This window comes from Crocinitomix catalasitica ATCC 23190 (genome assembly GCF_000621625.1).
In the GTDB taxonomy this organism is placed as follows: domain Bacteria; phylum Bacteroidota; class Bacteroidia; order Flavobacteriales_D; family Crocinitomicaceae; genus Crocinitomix; species Crocinitomix catalasitica.
Genome location: NZ_JHXV01000037.1, coordinates 1 through 15527, shown reverse-complemented (window position 1 = coordinate 15527; position 15527 = coordinate 1). Strand labels below are relative to the sequence as shown.

General features: G+C 33.1%; 16 protein-coding genes. 13 read left to right on the top strand and 3 right to left on the bottom strand.

Features of this window, described 5'->3' with window-relative positions:
* Positions 1-23 precede the first annotated feature (23 nt).
* The 13 genes from T367_RS0116820 to T367_RS0116760 all read left to right on the top strand — a co-directional run bounded on the left by T367_RS0116820 (position 24) and on the right by T367_RS0116760 (position 14409).
* Positions 24-608 carry a non-canonical purine NTP diphosphatase gene (locus T367_RS0116820; protein ID WP_027420901.1) on the top strand — a complete coding sequence of 195 codons (585 nt, stop codon included), beginning with the start codon at positions 24-26 and terminating at the stop codon, positions 606-608.
* A 64-nt stretch (positions 609-672) separates the two neighbouring features.
* Positions 673-1173, top strand: a complete 501-nt coding sequence (locus T367_RS0116815; protein WP_027420900.1) for a DUF4293 domain-containing protein — start codon at positions 673-675, stop codon at positions 1171-1173.
* 1 nt (position 1174) lies between these two features.
* Positions 1175-3052 (top strand): ABC-F family ATP-binding cassette domain-containing protein, encoded by a 1878-nt coding sequence (locus T367_RS0116810; RefSeq protein WP_027420899.1) that lies wholly within the window; start codon positions 1175-1177, stop codon positions 3050-3052.
* Between the two features lie 54 nt (positions 3053-3106).
* Complete coding sequence (locus T367_RS0116805; RefSeq protein ID WP_027420898.1) at positions 3107-3712, top strand: TetR/AcrR family transcriptional regulator; 606 nt, start codon at positions 3107-3109, stop codon at positions 3710-3712.
* Positions 3713-3714: 2 nt separating this feature from the next.
* Complete coding sequence (locus tag T367_RS0116800; protein ID WP_027420897.1) at positions 3715-4545, top strand: alpha/beta fold hydrolase; 831 nt, start codon at positions 3715-3717, stop codon at positions 4543-4545.
* A 171-nt stretch (positions 4546-4716) separates the two neighbouring features.
* The gene (locus tag T367_RS0116795) at positions 4717-7155 is read left to right on the top strand and encodes a SpoIIE family protein phosphatase (RefSeq protein ID WP_084274467.1); all 2439 of its coding nucleotides are present in this window, start codon (positions 4717-4719) and stop codon (positions 7153-7155) included.
* Positions 7156-7363: 208 nt separating this feature from the next.
* Positions 7364-8299 carry an ABC transporter ATP-binding protein gene (locus T367_RS0116790; protein ID WP_027420895.1) on the top strand — a complete coding sequence of 312 codons (936 nt, stop codon included), beginning with the start codon at positions 7364-7366 and terminating at the stop codon, positions 8297-8299.
* On the top strand, positions 8247-9614 hold the full coding sequence (locus T367_RS0116785) for an ABC transporter permease (RefSeq protein ID WP_084274466.1): 1368 nt from the start codon (positions 8247-8249) through the stop codon (positions 9612-9614). The genes T367_RS0116790 and T367_RS0116785 overlap by 53 nt, the downstream gene beginning before the upstream one ends.
* 7 nt (positions 9615-9621) lie before the next feature.
* The gene (locus T367_RS0116780) at positions 9622-10527 is read left to right on the top strand and encodes a Ppx/GppA phosphatase family protein (protein ID WP_027420893.1); all 906 of its coding nucleotides are present in this window, start codon (positions 9622-9624) and stop codon (positions 10525-10527) included.
* A gap of 11 nt (positions 10528-10538) precedes the next feature.
* On the top strand, positions 10539-11033 hold the full coding sequence (locus T367_RS0116775; protein ID WP_051568628.1) for a hypothetical protein: 495 nt from the start codon (positions 10539-10541) through the stop codon (positions 11031-11033).
* Positions 11030-13408, top strand: a complete 2379-nt coding sequence (locus tag T367_RS0116770) for a CAP domain-containing protein (RefSeq protein ID WP_027420891.1) — start codon at positions 11030-11032, stop codon at positions 13406-13408. The genes T367_RS0116775 and T367_RS0116770 overlap by 4 nt, the downstream gene beginning before the upstream one ends.
* Before the next feature lie 270 nt (positions 13409-13678).
* Complete coding sequence (locus T367_RS0116765) at positions 13679-14185, top strand: hypothetical protein (RefSeq protein WP_027420890.1); 507 nt, start codon at positions 13679-13681, stop codon at positions 14183-14185.
* 11 nt (positions 14186-14196) lie between these two features.
* Positions 14197-14409, top strand: coding sequence for a helix-turn-helix domain-containing protein (locus tag T367_RS0116760; protein WP_027420889.1), 213 nt, complete (start codon positions 14197-14199; stop codon positions 14407-14409).
* Here the strand turns inward: T367_RS0116760 and T367_RS0116755 are convergent.
* The 3 genes from T367_RS0116755 to T367_RS22830 form a co-directional block, all read right to left on the bottom strand.
* Complete coding sequence (locus tag T367_RS0116755) at positions 14406-14771, bottom strand: hypothetical protein (RefSeq protein WP_027420888.1); 366 nt, start codon at positions 14769-14771, stop codon at positions 14406-14408. The two genes, T367_RS0116760 and T367_RS0116755, sit on opposite strands and share 4 nt — an antisense overlap.
* Entirely contained in the window at positions 14762-15106 is a 345-nt protein-coding gene (locus tag T367_RS0116750) for a hypothetical protein (RefSeq protein ID WP_157454284.1), read from the bottom strand. Before T367_RS0116750 ends, T367_RS0116755 begins: the two co-directional genes overlap by 10 nt.
* 93 nt (positions 15107-15199) lie before the next feature.
* Positions 15200-15527: integrase core domain-containing protein (locus T367_RS22830; RefSeq protein ID WP_157454261.1), on the bottom strand; the 328-nt coding region annotated here is incomplete at its 5' end.

The following is a 15527-nucleotide window of genomic DNA, read 5'->3' as shown; positions in this document are numbered from 1 at the left end:
AATAAGGTTAATTTTGACGACTTATGGAACTTATATTCGCAACACAAAACATAAATAAGGCTAAAGAAATTCAAGCTTTAGTGCCAAAAACTATCGCCATAAAAACTTTGCAGGAAATTGGTTGCAATGAGGATGTTCCGGAGACTGCGCCAACTCTAGAAGGGAACGCAAAACAAAAATCCGATTATGTTTTCGAGCATTATAAAGTCAATTGTTTTGCCGATGATACTGGTCTTGAAATTGATGTTTTAAATGGCGAGCCTGGTGTGTTTTCAGCTCGATATGCCGGTCCGCAGAGAGATAGCAACGATAATATGGACTTGGTTTTAAAGAAACTGAAAGGTAATTCGAATAGAAAAGCGCGTTTTAAAACGGTTATTTCGTTAATTCTTAATGGAGAAAACCACACTTTTGAAGGTGTTGTTAACGGCACAATAATCGAAGAAAAGTCAGGTATGGAAGGATTTGGGTATGATCCTATTTTCAAACCAGATGGATTTGATTCAACTTTTTCAGAAATGTCAATGGAAGATAAAAATAGCATATCTCACCGCGGTATTGCCGTTCGAAAATTAGTGGAGTTTTTAAGTAATAAAGTGTCTTACTAGATTCTTTAATATTTACTTGACGTAAGACAAAACAATCGTAGTATATTTGTACAAAAATTACAGTATGTTACAACGTATTCAAACAATTTATTTGCTATTGGCGTTTATTTGTATGGCCTTATTATTGGTGTTTCCAATATTTTCAATCGAAATTTTCGTTCCTGAATTAGAATCGACAAAATTGGCAGTTTTTGGTGCTAATGGGATTGAAAGTGAAGAAACCGTTGCTGGTTTATTTCCTTTTTATGGGGTTATCATTTCCTTGGCTTTATTCTCATTAATGGGACTACTTTTCTATAAAAACAGAAAACGCCAATTGATGATGACTAGAATTAGTCTGGTTTTACACCTGCTTGTAGTTGTTGCAATTTATTTGTTTTATTACTTGGGTAAACCTTATGTTGTTGAATATTTGTCGAATTTAGATGCTCAAAACATTACGGTTACCTTTTTTATGGAAATTGGTTTCTTTTTGTTGATTCCAACTATCCCATTACTCATTCTTGCCATTCGTGGAATTAAAAGAGATGAGAATTTAATTAAATCTTTAGACCGTTTAAGATAACATGAACTATTTATCAGTAGAAAATTTAACCAAAAGTTTTGGGGAACGAATCATATTCGAAGACCTTACTTTTGGTATTGACAAAGGAGATAAAGTAGCGTTAGTTGCTAAAAACGGTAGTGGAAAATCTACTTTGCTCAAAATTTTATGTGGTGATGGAACTGAAGATAGTGGTCGAATAGTATACCGAAAAGATATTCGTGTTGATTATCTAGAACAAGCTGAAAAATTTAATCCAGATCAACTCATCTTTGATGAGGTTTTAAAAGCAGATACCAGAGAAGCACAGGCGATTAAAGCATACAATAAAGCATTAAAGAATATAGAGGATTCTGATGCAATGGAGGATGCTTTTGAACTGATGAATAGTGTGAATGCTTGGGATTACGATGTAAAGGTAAATACCATTCTTTCTCAATTGAAAATTGAAGATCCACAACAGAAAATTGGAGAATTATCTGGTGGACAAAAGAAACGTGTTGCATTGGCAAAGATTCTAATTAATGAACCGGATCTGATGATTCTTGATGAGCCAACCAATCACTTGGATTTGGATATGATTGAATGGTTAGAGGTTTATTTAACTAAGTCTAAATCAGCCATTATAATGGTAACGCACGATAGATACTTCCTAGAAGTTGTCTGTAATACCATTTTAGAATTAGAAGATCAACAGATTTATAAATACTCAGGTAATTTCTCTTATTATTTAGAGAAGAAAGCGGAACGTCAAGAACAATTACAAGCAACAATCAATAAGGCGCAGAATTTAATGCGAACTGAATTAGATTGGATTAGAAGACAGCCAAAAGCTCGAGGTACAAAACAGAAAGCAAGAGTTGATGCTTTTGACGGATTGCAAGATACCGCGAATCAAAGAATCAATAAAGACGAATTAGAGATTGAGATTCAAATGAATCGTTTGGGTTCTAAAATTGTTGAATTACACAATGTTGGTAAATGGTTCGATGATAAAAAGATCATTAATAATTTAGATTATGGCTTTAAAGCCGGAGAAAAGTTAGGAATTGTTGGTGCCAATGGTACTGGGAAATCTACTTTTTTGAATATGTTGATTGGCACAGAGCCACCTTCTAAAGGAAAGGTAGTAGTTGGCGATACGATTGTGATGGGGTATTATAATCAAAGTGGAGCCAACTTTAAGGAAGGAAAGAAAGTAAAAGAAGTAATTACAGATATTGCCGAGTATATTCCTTTGAATAAAGGCAGAAAGATGTCTGCTGCACAGTTTTTGGAGAAGTTTTTATTTCCGAGATCAATGCACTTTATGGATGTTGACAAATTAAGTGGGGGTGAAAAGAAACGGCTTTATTTGATGACGATTCTGATGAAAAATCCAAATTTCTTAATTCTGGATGAGCCGACAAATGACTTAGACATCTTTATATTAAGTGTACTTGAAGAGTATTTATTGACTTTTAAAGGCTGTTTGATTATTGTATCGCATGATAGATATTTCTTAGATAAATTAGTTGATCATACTTTCTACTTCCAAGGTGAAGGAGAAGTGAAAGATATCATAGGAAATTACACTGCTTATCGTGAATATTTAAAGGAGGAAGCGTCAGAACAGAAACAACTTGATAAAAAAGCTAAAAAACCAGAAGTGGTTGCGCCAAAAATTGTTGTTGAGGACAAGCCAAAACGTAAATTATCTTATAAAGAACAAGTTGAATTTGATAATATCGAGCAAGAATTAGAGAAACTTACTGCAGAACGAGATCAATTGACAGAGAAATTAAGTACTGGAGAATGCTCAGGTGACGAGGCAAGTAAAATTTCAATTCGATTGGGTGAAATAGGTGACGCTATTGATAATAAAGAAATGCGTTGGTTAGAACTGTCTGAATTCCAATAAAAAATACCATCCATAAATTATACCAATCGGTATATTTTATTTATCTTTGCATGAATGAAAGGGAAAGCAGCATTAACAACTGATTTTATTGTTGAAACCGTAGCACCAATTTTTAATAAAAATGGTTATTACGGTACGAGTCTGTCACACTTGACAAAAGCAACAGGATTAACCAAAGGGGCTATTTACGGAAATTTTAAGAACAAAGAAGATATCGCCTTCGCAGCGTTCGAATTCAATGTTGATGTTGTTGTAGAGAAGATTAAGGCTGATCTTGCTGATATCACAGATGGCGTCGGTCAACTTTACGCCCTATTCAATTTTTACAGAAAATACCGCATGCATACCATTGCAATTGGCGGGTGTCCAATTATTAATATTGGCGTTGATGCAAATCACCAAAATGATAATCTATTACACAAGGTTCAAGAAGTAATTGAAAGGTTGCAATACTACATTCAAAAAATGATTGTATTAGGGCAAGACCAAGGCACCATTAAATCAGATATCAATGCTGTTACATACGCCAAACGAATTTTTGCGTCGATTGAAGGAGCCATGTTTATGACTGCAACAATGAATGACGAATCCTATATCAATGATATGATGGATCATATTGACAACTTAGTAAAAACGGAATTAGAAATTAATAGCCACTAAGAATGAAATTACAATTAATTAGATTTCACTTTAAAGTTCTAGGAGTAATTGCGCCGAATTACGTAGCAAAAAGAGCATTTACAATGTTTCAAACTGTTCGTAAAAAGAATATACGACCAAGGGAAATGGAGTTGTTTGAGAAAGCACGTCATTTTACAATATTCAGCCTAGATGAAACAATTGATTGTTACGAATTGGGGGCAGAGAATAAAGAAATTGCATTCTTGGTACACGGCATTGATTCTAATGCAGGAAGTCTCTCTAAAATCGCGTTCGAACTTGAGAAGTCAGGAAAAAGGGTTATACTATTTAATTTACCAGGGCATGCTTTTTCCCCTTCTAATAAAACCAATATTTTTATTTGTAAACATGCCTTCAAAACATTAATTGATACAATAAATCCCCAGCAGCCTTTTTCAGTCTATAGCCATTCGTTCGGTTCGGCTGTTACAGCTTATACCTTAGCAAACTCAAATATAAAAATTGATAAATTGGTGCTGTTATCAAGTCCTAATAGCATGGAGGCAATTTTTGAAGAATTCCAACGAATTGTAGGGTTAAATGCTAAAGTTTATCAACTTTTGGGCGGATTGGCGGAGGATATTTTAGGTCAGAAACTTACCGCCTTGCAAGTCGATAAATTGGTTCCTCAAATTGATTATTCAGAATTGATTTTGATTCACGACAAACATGATAAAGTCTTAGATTTTAAAAATTCAATAGCGATTCAAGCAAAATCTGAACGTTCAAGAATAGTTTCACTTGAGAATGTGGGACATTATAAAATGTTGTGGGATAACAATGTGCAACAAGAACTATCCGTTTTAGTGTAAAACATTCTTGTTTATCCAATAAGATTTTGTTTGTTTTCCGCCTTTTCGTTTGGCTAAATATTCAAATAAAAGAGGATAAAGTCCTATTTGTCGAAAAAATATCAAAATAAGTAGTCGTTCAGGTTTTTCTTATCTATATATATAATATATTGTTGAGGTTAACCTATACTTATGATTTCAATAGACTGGAAAAATCTCCACCTTTTTACTGCGATCCTTGATTTTAAGAGACGGCTAGTCGTTTTGTGTCTTACTTTTGCAGGTATTTCAGTAGGTTTTGAGGTTTTTATTGGTTGGTATCTAGGGTTTTATATTGTTAGTTGGAATTATTTAAGCGTTTTAATCGGTTTCAATTTACTTTTTGCCTTTTTATTAATTAGCAAAAAAATTAAAACTAAAAGTGCGGCCAATACAATGATTGTTTCCGCTTTAATTTGGGGTGTTTATACTATTTACAGAATTGTGAGTCAGGATTTTAATTTAATTTTAAGCTTAGAGCTATTAATAGGTATTCTAAGTATTTCGTTCTTGTTTGATCGGACAAGATTGATCAAAACCTTCTGTGTTTTTGTTGGTCTTGCTTTCCTAATTAGTCTCTATTGGGTAGATTGGTCAATAGGGAAACATATGAGTTATGTTATCTCCATTTTTTTTGCATTCATATTTATTGGGTTTGCATTTATCTTTAAAGCATTTCGTATTTGGATGTTGAGAATGGCAGAGATAATGCTCGTTAAGTTTGATAAGTATTTGATCGTATTCGATCGGTCAGGGGAGGTGATTTTTATTAATCCAGCGATGAAAAAGGAATTCAACTTAACAGATAATGATTCGTTTTGGAAATTGGGAGGATATTCCGAAGAAAAAATAAAGGACCGTAAATTAGGAATTCGTAAGCGAATCATCGTAGATGGTTCATCTGGTATTTATGAAGAGTTCATGGAGAATAGATTAACAGAGCAAGTTTTTGTTAAATGGGATTTTAATGTTGTTGGAGAGAAGTTTTTGTTTGCAATCGGTACTAATAAAACAGACGAAGTTGAACGTGTTCTCGAACATCAAAAACTTTCTTTGGTAACAAAGGCGCTGAACGCAGGAATTACAATAGTTGCGAAAGATGGGAAAATGTTATGGTGTAATGAAAGTTTTTGCGAAATTTTCGGATATACAGAAGAAGAAATTATAGGAAATAAGGCTGTTGAATTATTTATGATTCCTACTTTTTTTAATGCGCAATTTGCAGCATTGTTTGAAGGGGGATTAGAGCGGAATGTGCCACATGAGATTGCTCACTACAGAAAAGATGGTTCCTTAGTATGGATATTATTGAGTTCTACAGCTATAAAAAATTTGCATGGAGAGGAAGAATATGTTCAGGTAATTGTAGATATAACAGCGCAAAAGTTAAATGAAATTAAATCTAATCAAATTTCTTTAATCGCAAAAAGGACTAGGTCTCCAGTGTTGATTACTGATTTGTCATCCACTATTACATGGGTAAATTCGGCATTGTTAGATGAGTTTGGAATAGCCTTTGAAGAAATTATTGGTCAGAATTTTATTGAATACTTTATCGACGAGGATGAAAATAAAGGTGTTCAAGAAAAAATCCATAATTGTATTAAAAATTCAAAATCTTTGAATGTTGAAGTTCAGTTTGTCAAATCTGATGAAAAACATTGGTTTGAATTATCTGCTGACCCAATTGAAGGGCATCAAGGGGAGAATAATCTGTACATGTTTATAATGCAAAATATTCAACAGTTAAAAATGGCCAATGAACTTGTTGAGGAGAAGAATAACAGTATAATGGACAGTATAAACTATGCGTTACGTATCCAAAAAGCTTTATTGCCAGAAAAAAAATATTTAGACAGTATCTTTCGTGATTACTTTATATACTTCAAACCTAAAGATATTGTTAGTGGTGATTTTTATTATGTCAAATCTATTCGAAACAAAATATTTCTAGCAATTGCTGACTGTACCGGGCACGGTGTGCCTGGAGCACTAGTAACGGCCGTTTGTTTTGCGGCTTTGGATAATGCCATTTTAAATTTTCAACTGGATGATCCGAGTGAAATATTACATCAAGTTGATGATTATGTTGATGAAGCATTGTCAGTTACAGATAAAGGAATTAGAGAAGGAATGGATGTCGGTATAATCGTTTTAGATCCTGAGAAGTCCAATCTATTGTTTTCTGGAGCTAGAAGGTCATTATTTGTTTTTAAAGCGGAGGAGGATGATGTTACAATTATTAAAGGAGTTAAAAAGTCGATAGGCGAATCAATACTTGATTTTGAAGTAGATTTTAGAACGGATGTCGTTGAAGTCAATAATCAAATGAATTTGTATTTGTATACTGATGGCATTTGTGATCAATTTGGAGGCGTCAAGAATAAGAAAATCATGCAAAAAAATATAGCAAACTTCTTAAATAAAAACAATCAATTGTCATTGTCTATGCCGCGTCAATTAGAAGAGGTTGAAACATTTTTTAAAGTTTGGACCTCTGATTTTAAAATAGAACAAACGGATGATATGTTATTGTTTGGTCTTTCTCTTACGCCAGAAGAATTGGTTGGTTTGAATAATAAAGAGTTTTAAAAACAAAAAAAATACGTAGTGCTTATAACAAAATGTACTGAACGAATCTACTGTGAAATTGGGATTTTAATTTTGTTGTAATAACATTAGAAAAACAAGGAAAGAAATTAAAAATGTACTAATTTAGTAGATGCTTATCGCTTCTTAGGGCATACTTTTTTATCCTTTGAGAGTAATGAGTAACTGACAATCTCTAATCTAATTGTGCATGAGTCTATTAACAGTTGAAAATATATCTAAACAATATGCTGGTCATGTTGCTTTAGATGATATTTCAATTTCTACTAAAAAAGGTGAAATCTTTGGCCTTTTAGGTCCAAACGGAGCTGGAAAGACCAGTTTAATTCGGATTATTAACCAAATTACGGGTCCTGATTCTGGTCGTGTTTTACTAGAGGGTAAACAAATTACCAGAGCGGATATAAGTAAAATTGGTTATTTACCTGAAGAAAGGGGCCTGTACAAGAAGATGAAGGTAAAAGAGCAAGTACTTTATTTTGCTCAGTTAAAAGGTCTAGACAAAACAACAGCGAAAAGAAAAATTGACGAGTGGTTTGAGAAATTCGAAATCACTTCTTGGTATGATAAAAAAGTGGAAGAGCTGTCAAAAGGAATGGCTCAAAAAATTCAGTTTATCATCACTGTTTTGCACGATCCTGAATTGTTGATATTAGATGAGCCTTTTAGTGGGTTTGATCCTATCAATGCACAATTGATTCGCAATGAAATAATGGAATTGAAAGCGAAAGGAACTTCAATATTATTGTCAACCCACAATATGAACAGTGTTGAAGAAATTTGTGATTCAATCGCTTTGATCAATAAATCAAAATTGGTTTTAAACGGAGAATTAAAATCTGTGAAGGAACAGTTTAAATCGAATACATACGCTGTGCAATTTAAAGGGAATATGTTTTCATTCGGAAATGCATTATTCGCAGGTTTTTCATTAGAGAAATCAGAACAAATAGATGAAAATAGAGCAATTGCTCATGTTAAATTATTAAAAGATCACAATTTAAATGACCTTTTAAAAACTGTTATGCCGGCGGTTGAAATTGAAGGAATAAATGAAGTGTTACCAACGATGAATGATATTTTTATTCAAGCAGTACAAGGAAAAGAAGGAGGCGAAAATGAGTAAAGTTGGTTTGATTATCAAAAGAGAATATTTTTCGCGTGTGCGCAAAAAATCATTCATTGTAGTCACGGTTTTAGTACCGCTTTTAATTGCTTTTTTAGCATTCTTGGCAATGTGGTTCAGTTTGCAAAACAACAAGCAGTTTAAAGTTTTAGTTGTTGATCCGTCTAATTTGTGTGAAGAAAAATTGTTTGTGGGTAATATTTCAGATCCTCCCGCAGAATTTTATTTTTATACGGGCGATTTATTGACTGAAGATTTTAAAACTCAACCTCAATTTGAGGAATATGACATCATGGTAGGTATCGGTCCCAATGTGATTTCGAATAAGAAAATTGGTGCATTCTATCGTGAGAAACCAAGTCTTACAACTGAAAAATACATCAGAAATAGGCTTGAGTTAAGGTTGGAGGAATACTTTGCTTTGGATAAAGGATTGTCGCTTAGTGAGTATCGTGAAATCAGACAAGAATTCGATTTTAGTATGTTAAGTCTTGATTCTGGGCAAGCAGATACATCAGCTGCTCAAGTGGTAGGTTTGGGCTTTTCAATTTTTATTTTCATGTTTATTATGATCTATTCTGGTCAAGTAATGCGTGGTGTTATTGAAGAGAAAACCAGTCGGGTTGTTGAGATTTTGGTATCGTCCATAAAACCTTCTCAATTAATGATGGGAAAAATAATTGGCGTAGGTTTGGTAGGACTAACACAGTTTCTAATTTGGATAGGACTGATTGCAATTACCTTAGTCATGTTGCGATTATTTGTCTTTGCAGATGTTTTTGATCCTTCAAATTGGGCACAATTAAACCAAATGCAGAATGCCGGAGCACTTTCAGGGGAGATGGCACAGGTGCCAAAATCTAGTGAATTAATTATGCTTATTTATAATGGTATTCCTTGGTTGAGCCTATTGTTCTTATTCATCTGTTACTTTATTGGTGGATACGTTTTATATGGTAGTTTATTTGCAATGATTGGATCTGCAGTTGATTCCGAAACGGATACACAACAAGTAATGATGCCTGTTATGTTACCGTTGTTTTTCTCTTACATTATTTCGATTTCTATTATCAGTAATCCTGGTGGACCAGCAGCTATTTGGTTTTCCCAAATCCCTTTGTCATCACCAATAATTATGTTACAAAGAGTAGCGTCTAATACAGTTACATTGGGTGAGGTGATTCTTTCTTTATCTTTATTAGTGTTGGCATGTGCGTTTGCAATTTGGGCGGCAGCTAAAATTTATAGAGTAGGTATATTGATGTATGGTAAAAAAGCATCATGGAAGGAAATTATTAAATGGATGAAATTTTAAATTAAACTTGGATACTAGAGTAGCAATAATAGATTTAGGCACCAATACTTTTAATTTATTGGTTATTGAAAAGACTATCAAAGCTTATCAAACTATTTATACCACAAAGTCTGGCGTTGGTTTAGGTTTTGGTGGAATTAATGAAAATATTATCACGGAAAAAGCTTTTGAAAGAGCATTGGTTACATTGCGTGAATTTAAAACGAAATGTCTTGAATTAGAAGTAGACACTATTCATGCTTTTGGCACTTCAGCTATACGAAATGCTACAAATCAAAAAGCATTATTACGTGCAGTAAAAGCTGAATTGAATATTACAATTAATGTGGTATCAGGTAACGAAGAGGCAAATTTGATTTATAAAGGTGTAGCGCACGGTTATAATTTCAGTCAAAGAGGCTTAATAATGGATATTGGTGGGGGGAGTACAGAATTGATTATTGCCGATAAAGACGGTGTATTAAAGGCTGCAAGTTTTGAAATGGGGGTGGCTAGAATTTACCAATTGAGAGAATTTGCTGATCCGATTTCTGAAGAAGATGAAAAATTTATTGAAGATTATTTAGAGCAACATGTAGGTGACTTTTTAAACGATCAAAAAATAAAAGTATTAATCGGTGCTTCAGGTTCGTTTGAAACTTGTTTTGAAATGATTTACGATCAACCATACCCGGAAACACAGTTTGTTGATTTTAAATTGAGTGATATGTTACAAAGTATTAACGAATTGAAAAATTCAACTTTAGCAGAAAGAAACCTGCATCCACGAATCATACCTATTCGTAGAATAATGGCGCCTATTGCAGCAGTTAAGATTAACTGGATTATTAAAAAATTAAACATAAAAAAAATTGTTATTTCTCCATTTGCAATGAAAGAGGGTATATTGTTGCAAGTGATGAATAGACGTTAAAATATAAAGACATGCAGACTTATTTAAAAAATATAGCGCCACATTCGCGTACTTGGATTTACCAAGCTGATCGATTCTTAACATTAAATGAAATTGAGTACGTGCGTAACGAATTAAGAGAGTTTATTCATGGCTGGGCTTCACACGGGAATGCACTGTATGGTGATTTTGAGGTGATAGATAAATTGTTTATCGCAATCGGAGCAGATGAATCGAAAAGTCCAACAAGTGGTTGCTCAATCGATTCTTTAACGCACAAGATAAAGGCAATTGGAGCAGTGTTGAATATCGATTTTTTTAATCGACTTGCAATCGCCTATCAGCATCCAACAGGTCATATTGATATTGTGAGTATGACTGAGTTTAAAGATTTGTATAGTCAAGGTATAATCAATCAAGACACAATTGTATTTAATAATTTGATAGATAATAGAGCAGACTTAGAAAATAAATGGCGTACTGCTGTTAAAAATAGTTGGCATGTAAATATCTTTCAAACCGCATGAGACAAGCCTTGCTTGTCATATTGTTATGTCTAGTTCCGCAATTCGGAAGTTTTGCTCAAGCTACTAAAATTGATCTTAATGCATTAGATAAGGAAAAATTAACAGACCTTATGCTTGATCAGGTAAATGTCCTGCGTAAAAGACGCCGATTAGATACCTTGGTTCAAGATGATTTATTGGAATTGGCAGCACAAGATCACGCTGATTATATGGCTTTAAATGACGCGATTGGTCACGATCAAAAAAGTAAAATTAAACGTTCGCCATATAACCGCGTAGTTTATTATAAAGGGGCACATAATTTAGTAGGTGAAAATGTACTTTCTTATCCATTGGCCTATGAGATCAATAAGTCTAAAGGGAAGCTCACGTACGAAAAATTGGCCAAGGAATTGATCGATCTTTGGATCAAGTCTAAGCCTCACTATAAAAATTTAATTGAACCCAATTTTAAACATATTGCGCATGCAATAACCATAAAAGATGGGATGATTTATGCTTGTGAAGTATTTGCGAACGAACCTTTTGAATCTAAATATGAATTCCAAGAAGGTAGTCCTATTTATACAAATAACAAAAAGGAATGCTATAATTGTAAACAAGTTAAAAAAAAAGTAAATAATGATGAGGTAATCATTGGTTGGTATAACGTAAGCAATGATTCTGTCTATTATCTCAATACAAAGCATTATACGAAAGGACTGATTTACCGAAAAAAAAAAGGTAAGTATTTAGTTAACTTAAAAAAGAATAACCTCAATCAAGTTTTTTCAGCAAAAGGAGTAATTGCAGTAGATGTGATTCATCACGAGCAATTCGATTGCGGCGGTAAAACAAGTTTTCATAATTCCAAATATCACAGCGGTTATCATATTGGTACTGTGAGAAAATCAGATACAAAATTGAAGAATTTGCATTGGTCGAATCAAATGGTAAAGGTGTTTGTAGGAATGAAGCCAGCGTTTGTTGATACTTTTTATCAGGTTGATTTAAACCTGGTAAAACGCAATCGGTTTTGCGAAGCGACAAGTATCATTTTTGTTCGACCAGATTACTTTGAGCCTAAAGAATATTTTAAGTTGCCTTTGCCTAAAATTGGCGCAAATAAAAATTTAATAATTGAAGATTCTTTATTGATTAAAATTCCATTCGAACGGAATCAAACTGACGGAAACGCATTAATTTTTAATCCATTAATTCAATCTTTAGATAGTCTCGTACAGAACGATCACGACATTTCTTCTATCTTTTTTACAGGTGTCGCCTCAATTGAAGGGACAGAGCGAGAGAATAAGCGCTTATTTACAAAAAGAGGTGCGATTATCGGTAATCACATTAAAAAGTACTATCCTGATGTTCCATTCGAATCGGAGTTTTATGAGAATTTTGATGATTTTAAATCGGGATTAGTTGCAGTGGGTTATGTCGATGTGACTGAAACATCTGACGATAGTTTAAGACTTTTTGCAAACGACAACAAGGATGATGAGGAAATTGCGGCTGTATTAGATCAAACGCGTTATTCAACCGTTAAAATAAATTATAGAGATTATATTCCCGTGGTCGAAGGTTCTTACGGCTTGTCAGTCGAACGCATCATGGATTTGATTGAAGAAGGAAATGCAAAAGAAATTCTACCGTTGTACTTAATTCTTGGTAATAAGGCTTTCGAAGGAGATGCTGAAGTAGTAGCCGAATTAAGTAAGATTGAGTTTCCTGAAACCCCAGCTTTTGCAAAGTTGAATTGGTATCAATTGGTTTACGAATTGGGGGCAGAAAATCTAGTTGTGGATGCTGTTAGAATGAATAAGTTGAGGGAAAATGGTGGGATAGCGACTGATGCAGACTTTCTGGAATATGGTTTATTGTTCAATTTGTTTAATGGTTTTCAAGGAATTTTAATCAAAGATGCGAGAGAGACGATCGACAATATGCGCGGTAAAAAGAAAAAAGCTTGGGTAGAGAGTTTGTTAACAATTCATACTGCACAATTCAAACAAGAAGGTTATGACGCAGCTGCAGCGAAATTAGTAGCAGATGTTTTGAAGTATAAATTTGATGTCACTCAAACTTATTATATCTGTCAATATCTAATAGAATGGGGGTATACCGCAGAGCCCTATATTCTACTTTCAAAATTTGCGAAAGTCCCTAACCAATTCCCTAAATTATATGCGCAATATTTGGTGCTTGGTTATTTCTTGCAAGAATACAATAACGCTAAAGAGTGGAAACGCATTCGAGTAGTAATGCGGAATATGGCGGCTAAATATCCGGATGAATTCTGTGACTTATTTAAATGGAATCAGATGGGGGTAAGAAGTTTGGTAAAGAAAGAAATTGCTGGGTTATTTTGTGAGTTTTGTGAGGAATAGAGTTACACCGATTAGCGTGATAATCGCCTTTTAAAACAGTCTTTCGACGCATTATATTAGCTTTTAAATTTTCTAGTTACGTTTCTTGTTGTCTATCAATGAATAAGTGCCGATAAGTAGGTGTGGACAGTAGCGAAAACAGTAGGGTTTTAGTTTGTTGAGCGTGTTAAGTATTTTGTTTATCATTGATAAATTAACGATAAACATTAATTAATATTTGTTTTACGTTATATTTTGTGTAGTTTTGTATTCAATTGTAAAACTAATTATATGAAAAATTTAAAACATATTGCCGCTTTTATTGCGATAGGATTTGTTGCAGGTGGAATCACTTATCTTTTAAAGCCATATTATCCGATTAAGTTTATTGTACTCTTTTTATTTATTGGTTTTTTTATAGTAAATATTTTAATTCGGAAATCACTGATTTTTAAAAAATATTTTACAAGCCAATATAATTTTTTAACGTCAAAAATAGAATCAAAACATACCTATGATATTCCTATTGATTTAATGTTCGAAAAAGCAATAGAAGTCATCAGTAATTCACAGTTTAAATTGGTTGATACAAATAAAGAAACCATGGAAGTTCTAGCAATTTCGAAGATTTCTTTTAAATCTTGGGGAGAGAATATATACCTTAGATTCGAACCAAATGGTGATAAGTCGATTATGTATTTTTGTTCAACAACTTTATTTCAATCCTATTCGTGGGGTAAAAATGAAAGTAACAATTCTGTTTTATTCAATGAAATAGAAGCTTCTTTAACTGTTTAATAATTTTATAGATGTCAATAATCGTCAACTTAGATGTGGTACTTGCCAGAAGAAAGTTAAAGCTAAAAGAGCTCTCAGAAATGGTTGGAGTATCAACAGTCAATTTGTCTATTCTTAAACAAGGAAAAGTAAAAGCAATTCGATTTTCTACTTTAAATGCTATTTGTTTGGCTTTGGATTGTCAACCGGGAGATATTTTGGAGTTTGTGGAAGACGAAAATTAAATTGTATTTAATTGATCATTTAATAAATCGGATAATTGCTCAAATTCTCCTTTCTTAAAATTCGAATAATAACTACTTTTCGCAATTTCATCTTCTACTTTATATTCAATTAATACGTAGTTTTTACTGAGTACATCAAAATGATAAGATGTAAAAATAAGGATGAAATTAATCAGAAAGGCAAAAATAGTTTTAAACCGATTTTTTTGATCAAACGGTTGTATGAATTCAATTTTAATAAAATCATTGAGTGGAATTGTTCGAACAAGTTTTGTGCTGAAAAGACCTTTCTGTTTGATGAGAATTTCCTCACGATTAACCGTAAATTCATGACCAGTACCGAAGCGTGTTTTTATTTCCAAGACAAATAAGTAACATCATCTAAAACCATTCTATATCTATTCGGACTTCCTGCTGTGGGATCGGCTGTCGGAAACTCAGTAATGGTGAATTTTTTAGTCAATATTTTAAGTTTATCATTCTTAATTTTCGCTTTGCCGTTAACATTAACTTCCGTAATTCCATTGAATTTATAGTATTCGGCATAACCGTCTTCTTCAATTATAATAGAATAATAACCACCGTCACCATCACCTTCCCAGGATCCGATAAAATCAGGATTAACTTCTGTAACGACCTTTTTACACGATGTAAAAGACAATAAGAGTATTGAACTTATGATGAAAAGAGTTTTCATAAAGGTTATATTTTTAGGCTTTTGTGAAGCTGAATGAAAGGTGAATAACATCAATATCCTTGATAGATTTAATTAGTCCCTATATGTAAAGTTTCACAAGGTTGTTAACGGAAGTTGATTAATCTTGTCTTGTAAATTTAGTAGTTTATTTTCAAACTTTTTTGGTTCTACAATAAATATTTCAGGTTCTAATTGATACCATTTATAAATTGCTTGAATTGGTGTTTTAACATCAAGTTCTTTTCTCAGTGAGCCATGTCTTCTGTATAAATTGTAGTTACACATAAAATTAAAGAGATCTTTATGCATCTGGTCGTATGAATTATAAGAGTGTTTTAAAATTGTATTAGACTTAATGGTTCTATTTACTCTTTCTACCATGCCATTCGTCTGAGGGGACGCAGGTTTCGTTAGCCTATGG

What these genes read in the sequence shown, in the direction of transcription:
- T367_RS0116765 (WP_027420890.1), top strand. Translation starts at nt 13,679, where the DNA reads ATGAAAAATTTAAAACATATTGCCGCTTTTATTGCGATAGGATTTGTT.
- T367_RS0116785 (WP_084274466.1), top strand. Translation starts at nt 8,247, where the DNA reads ATGATATTTTTATTCAAGCAGTACAAGGAAAAGAAGGAGGCGAAAATG.
- T367_RS0116775 (WP_051568628.1), top strand. Translation starts at nt 10,539, where the DNA reads ATGCAGACTTATTTAAAAAATATAGCGCCACATTCGCGTACTTGGATT.
- T367_RS0116795 (WP_084274467.1), top strand. Translation starts at nt 4,717, where the DNA reads ATGATTTCAATAGACTGGAAAAATCTCCACCTTTTTACTGCGATCCTT.
- T367_RS0116805 (WP_027420898.1), top strand. Translation starts at nt 3,107, where the DNA reads ATGAAAGGGAAAGCAGCATTAACAACTGATTTTATTGTTGAAACCGTA.
- T367_RS0116760 (WP_027420889.1), top strand. Translation starts at nt 14,197, where the DNA reads ATGTCAATAATCGTCAACTTAGATGTGGTACTTGCCAGAAGAAAGTTA.
- T367_RS0116810 (WP_027420899.1), top strand. Translation starts at nt 1,175, where the DNA reads ATGAACTATTTATCAGTAGAAAATTTAACCAAAAGTTTTGGGGAACGA.
- T367_RS0116750 (WP_157454284.1), bottom strand. Translation starts at nt 15,106, where the DNA reads ATGAAAACTCTTTTCATCATAAGTTCAATACTCTTATTGTCTTTTACA.
- T367_RS0116820 (WP_027420901.1), top strand. Translation starts at nt 24, where the DNA reads ATGGAACTTATATTCGCAACACAAAACATAAATAAGGCTAAAGAAATT.
- T367_RS0116770 (WP_027420891.1), top strand. Translation starts at nt 11,030, where the DNA reads ATGAGACAAGCCTTGCTTGTCATATTGTTATGTCTAGTTCCGCAATTC.
- T367_RS0116800 (WP_027420897.1), top strand. Translation starts at nt 3,715, where the DNA reads ATGAAATTACAATTAATTAGATTTCACTTTAAAGTTCTAGGAGTAATT.
- T367_RS0116790 (WP_027420895.1), top strand. Translation starts at nt 7,364, where the DNA reads ATGAGTCTATTAACAGTTGAAAATATATCTAAACAATATGCTGGTCAT.
- T367_RS0116815 (WP_027420900.1), top strand. Translation starts at nt 673, where the DNA reads ATGTTACAACGTATTCAAACAATTTATTTGCTATTGGCGTTTATTTGT.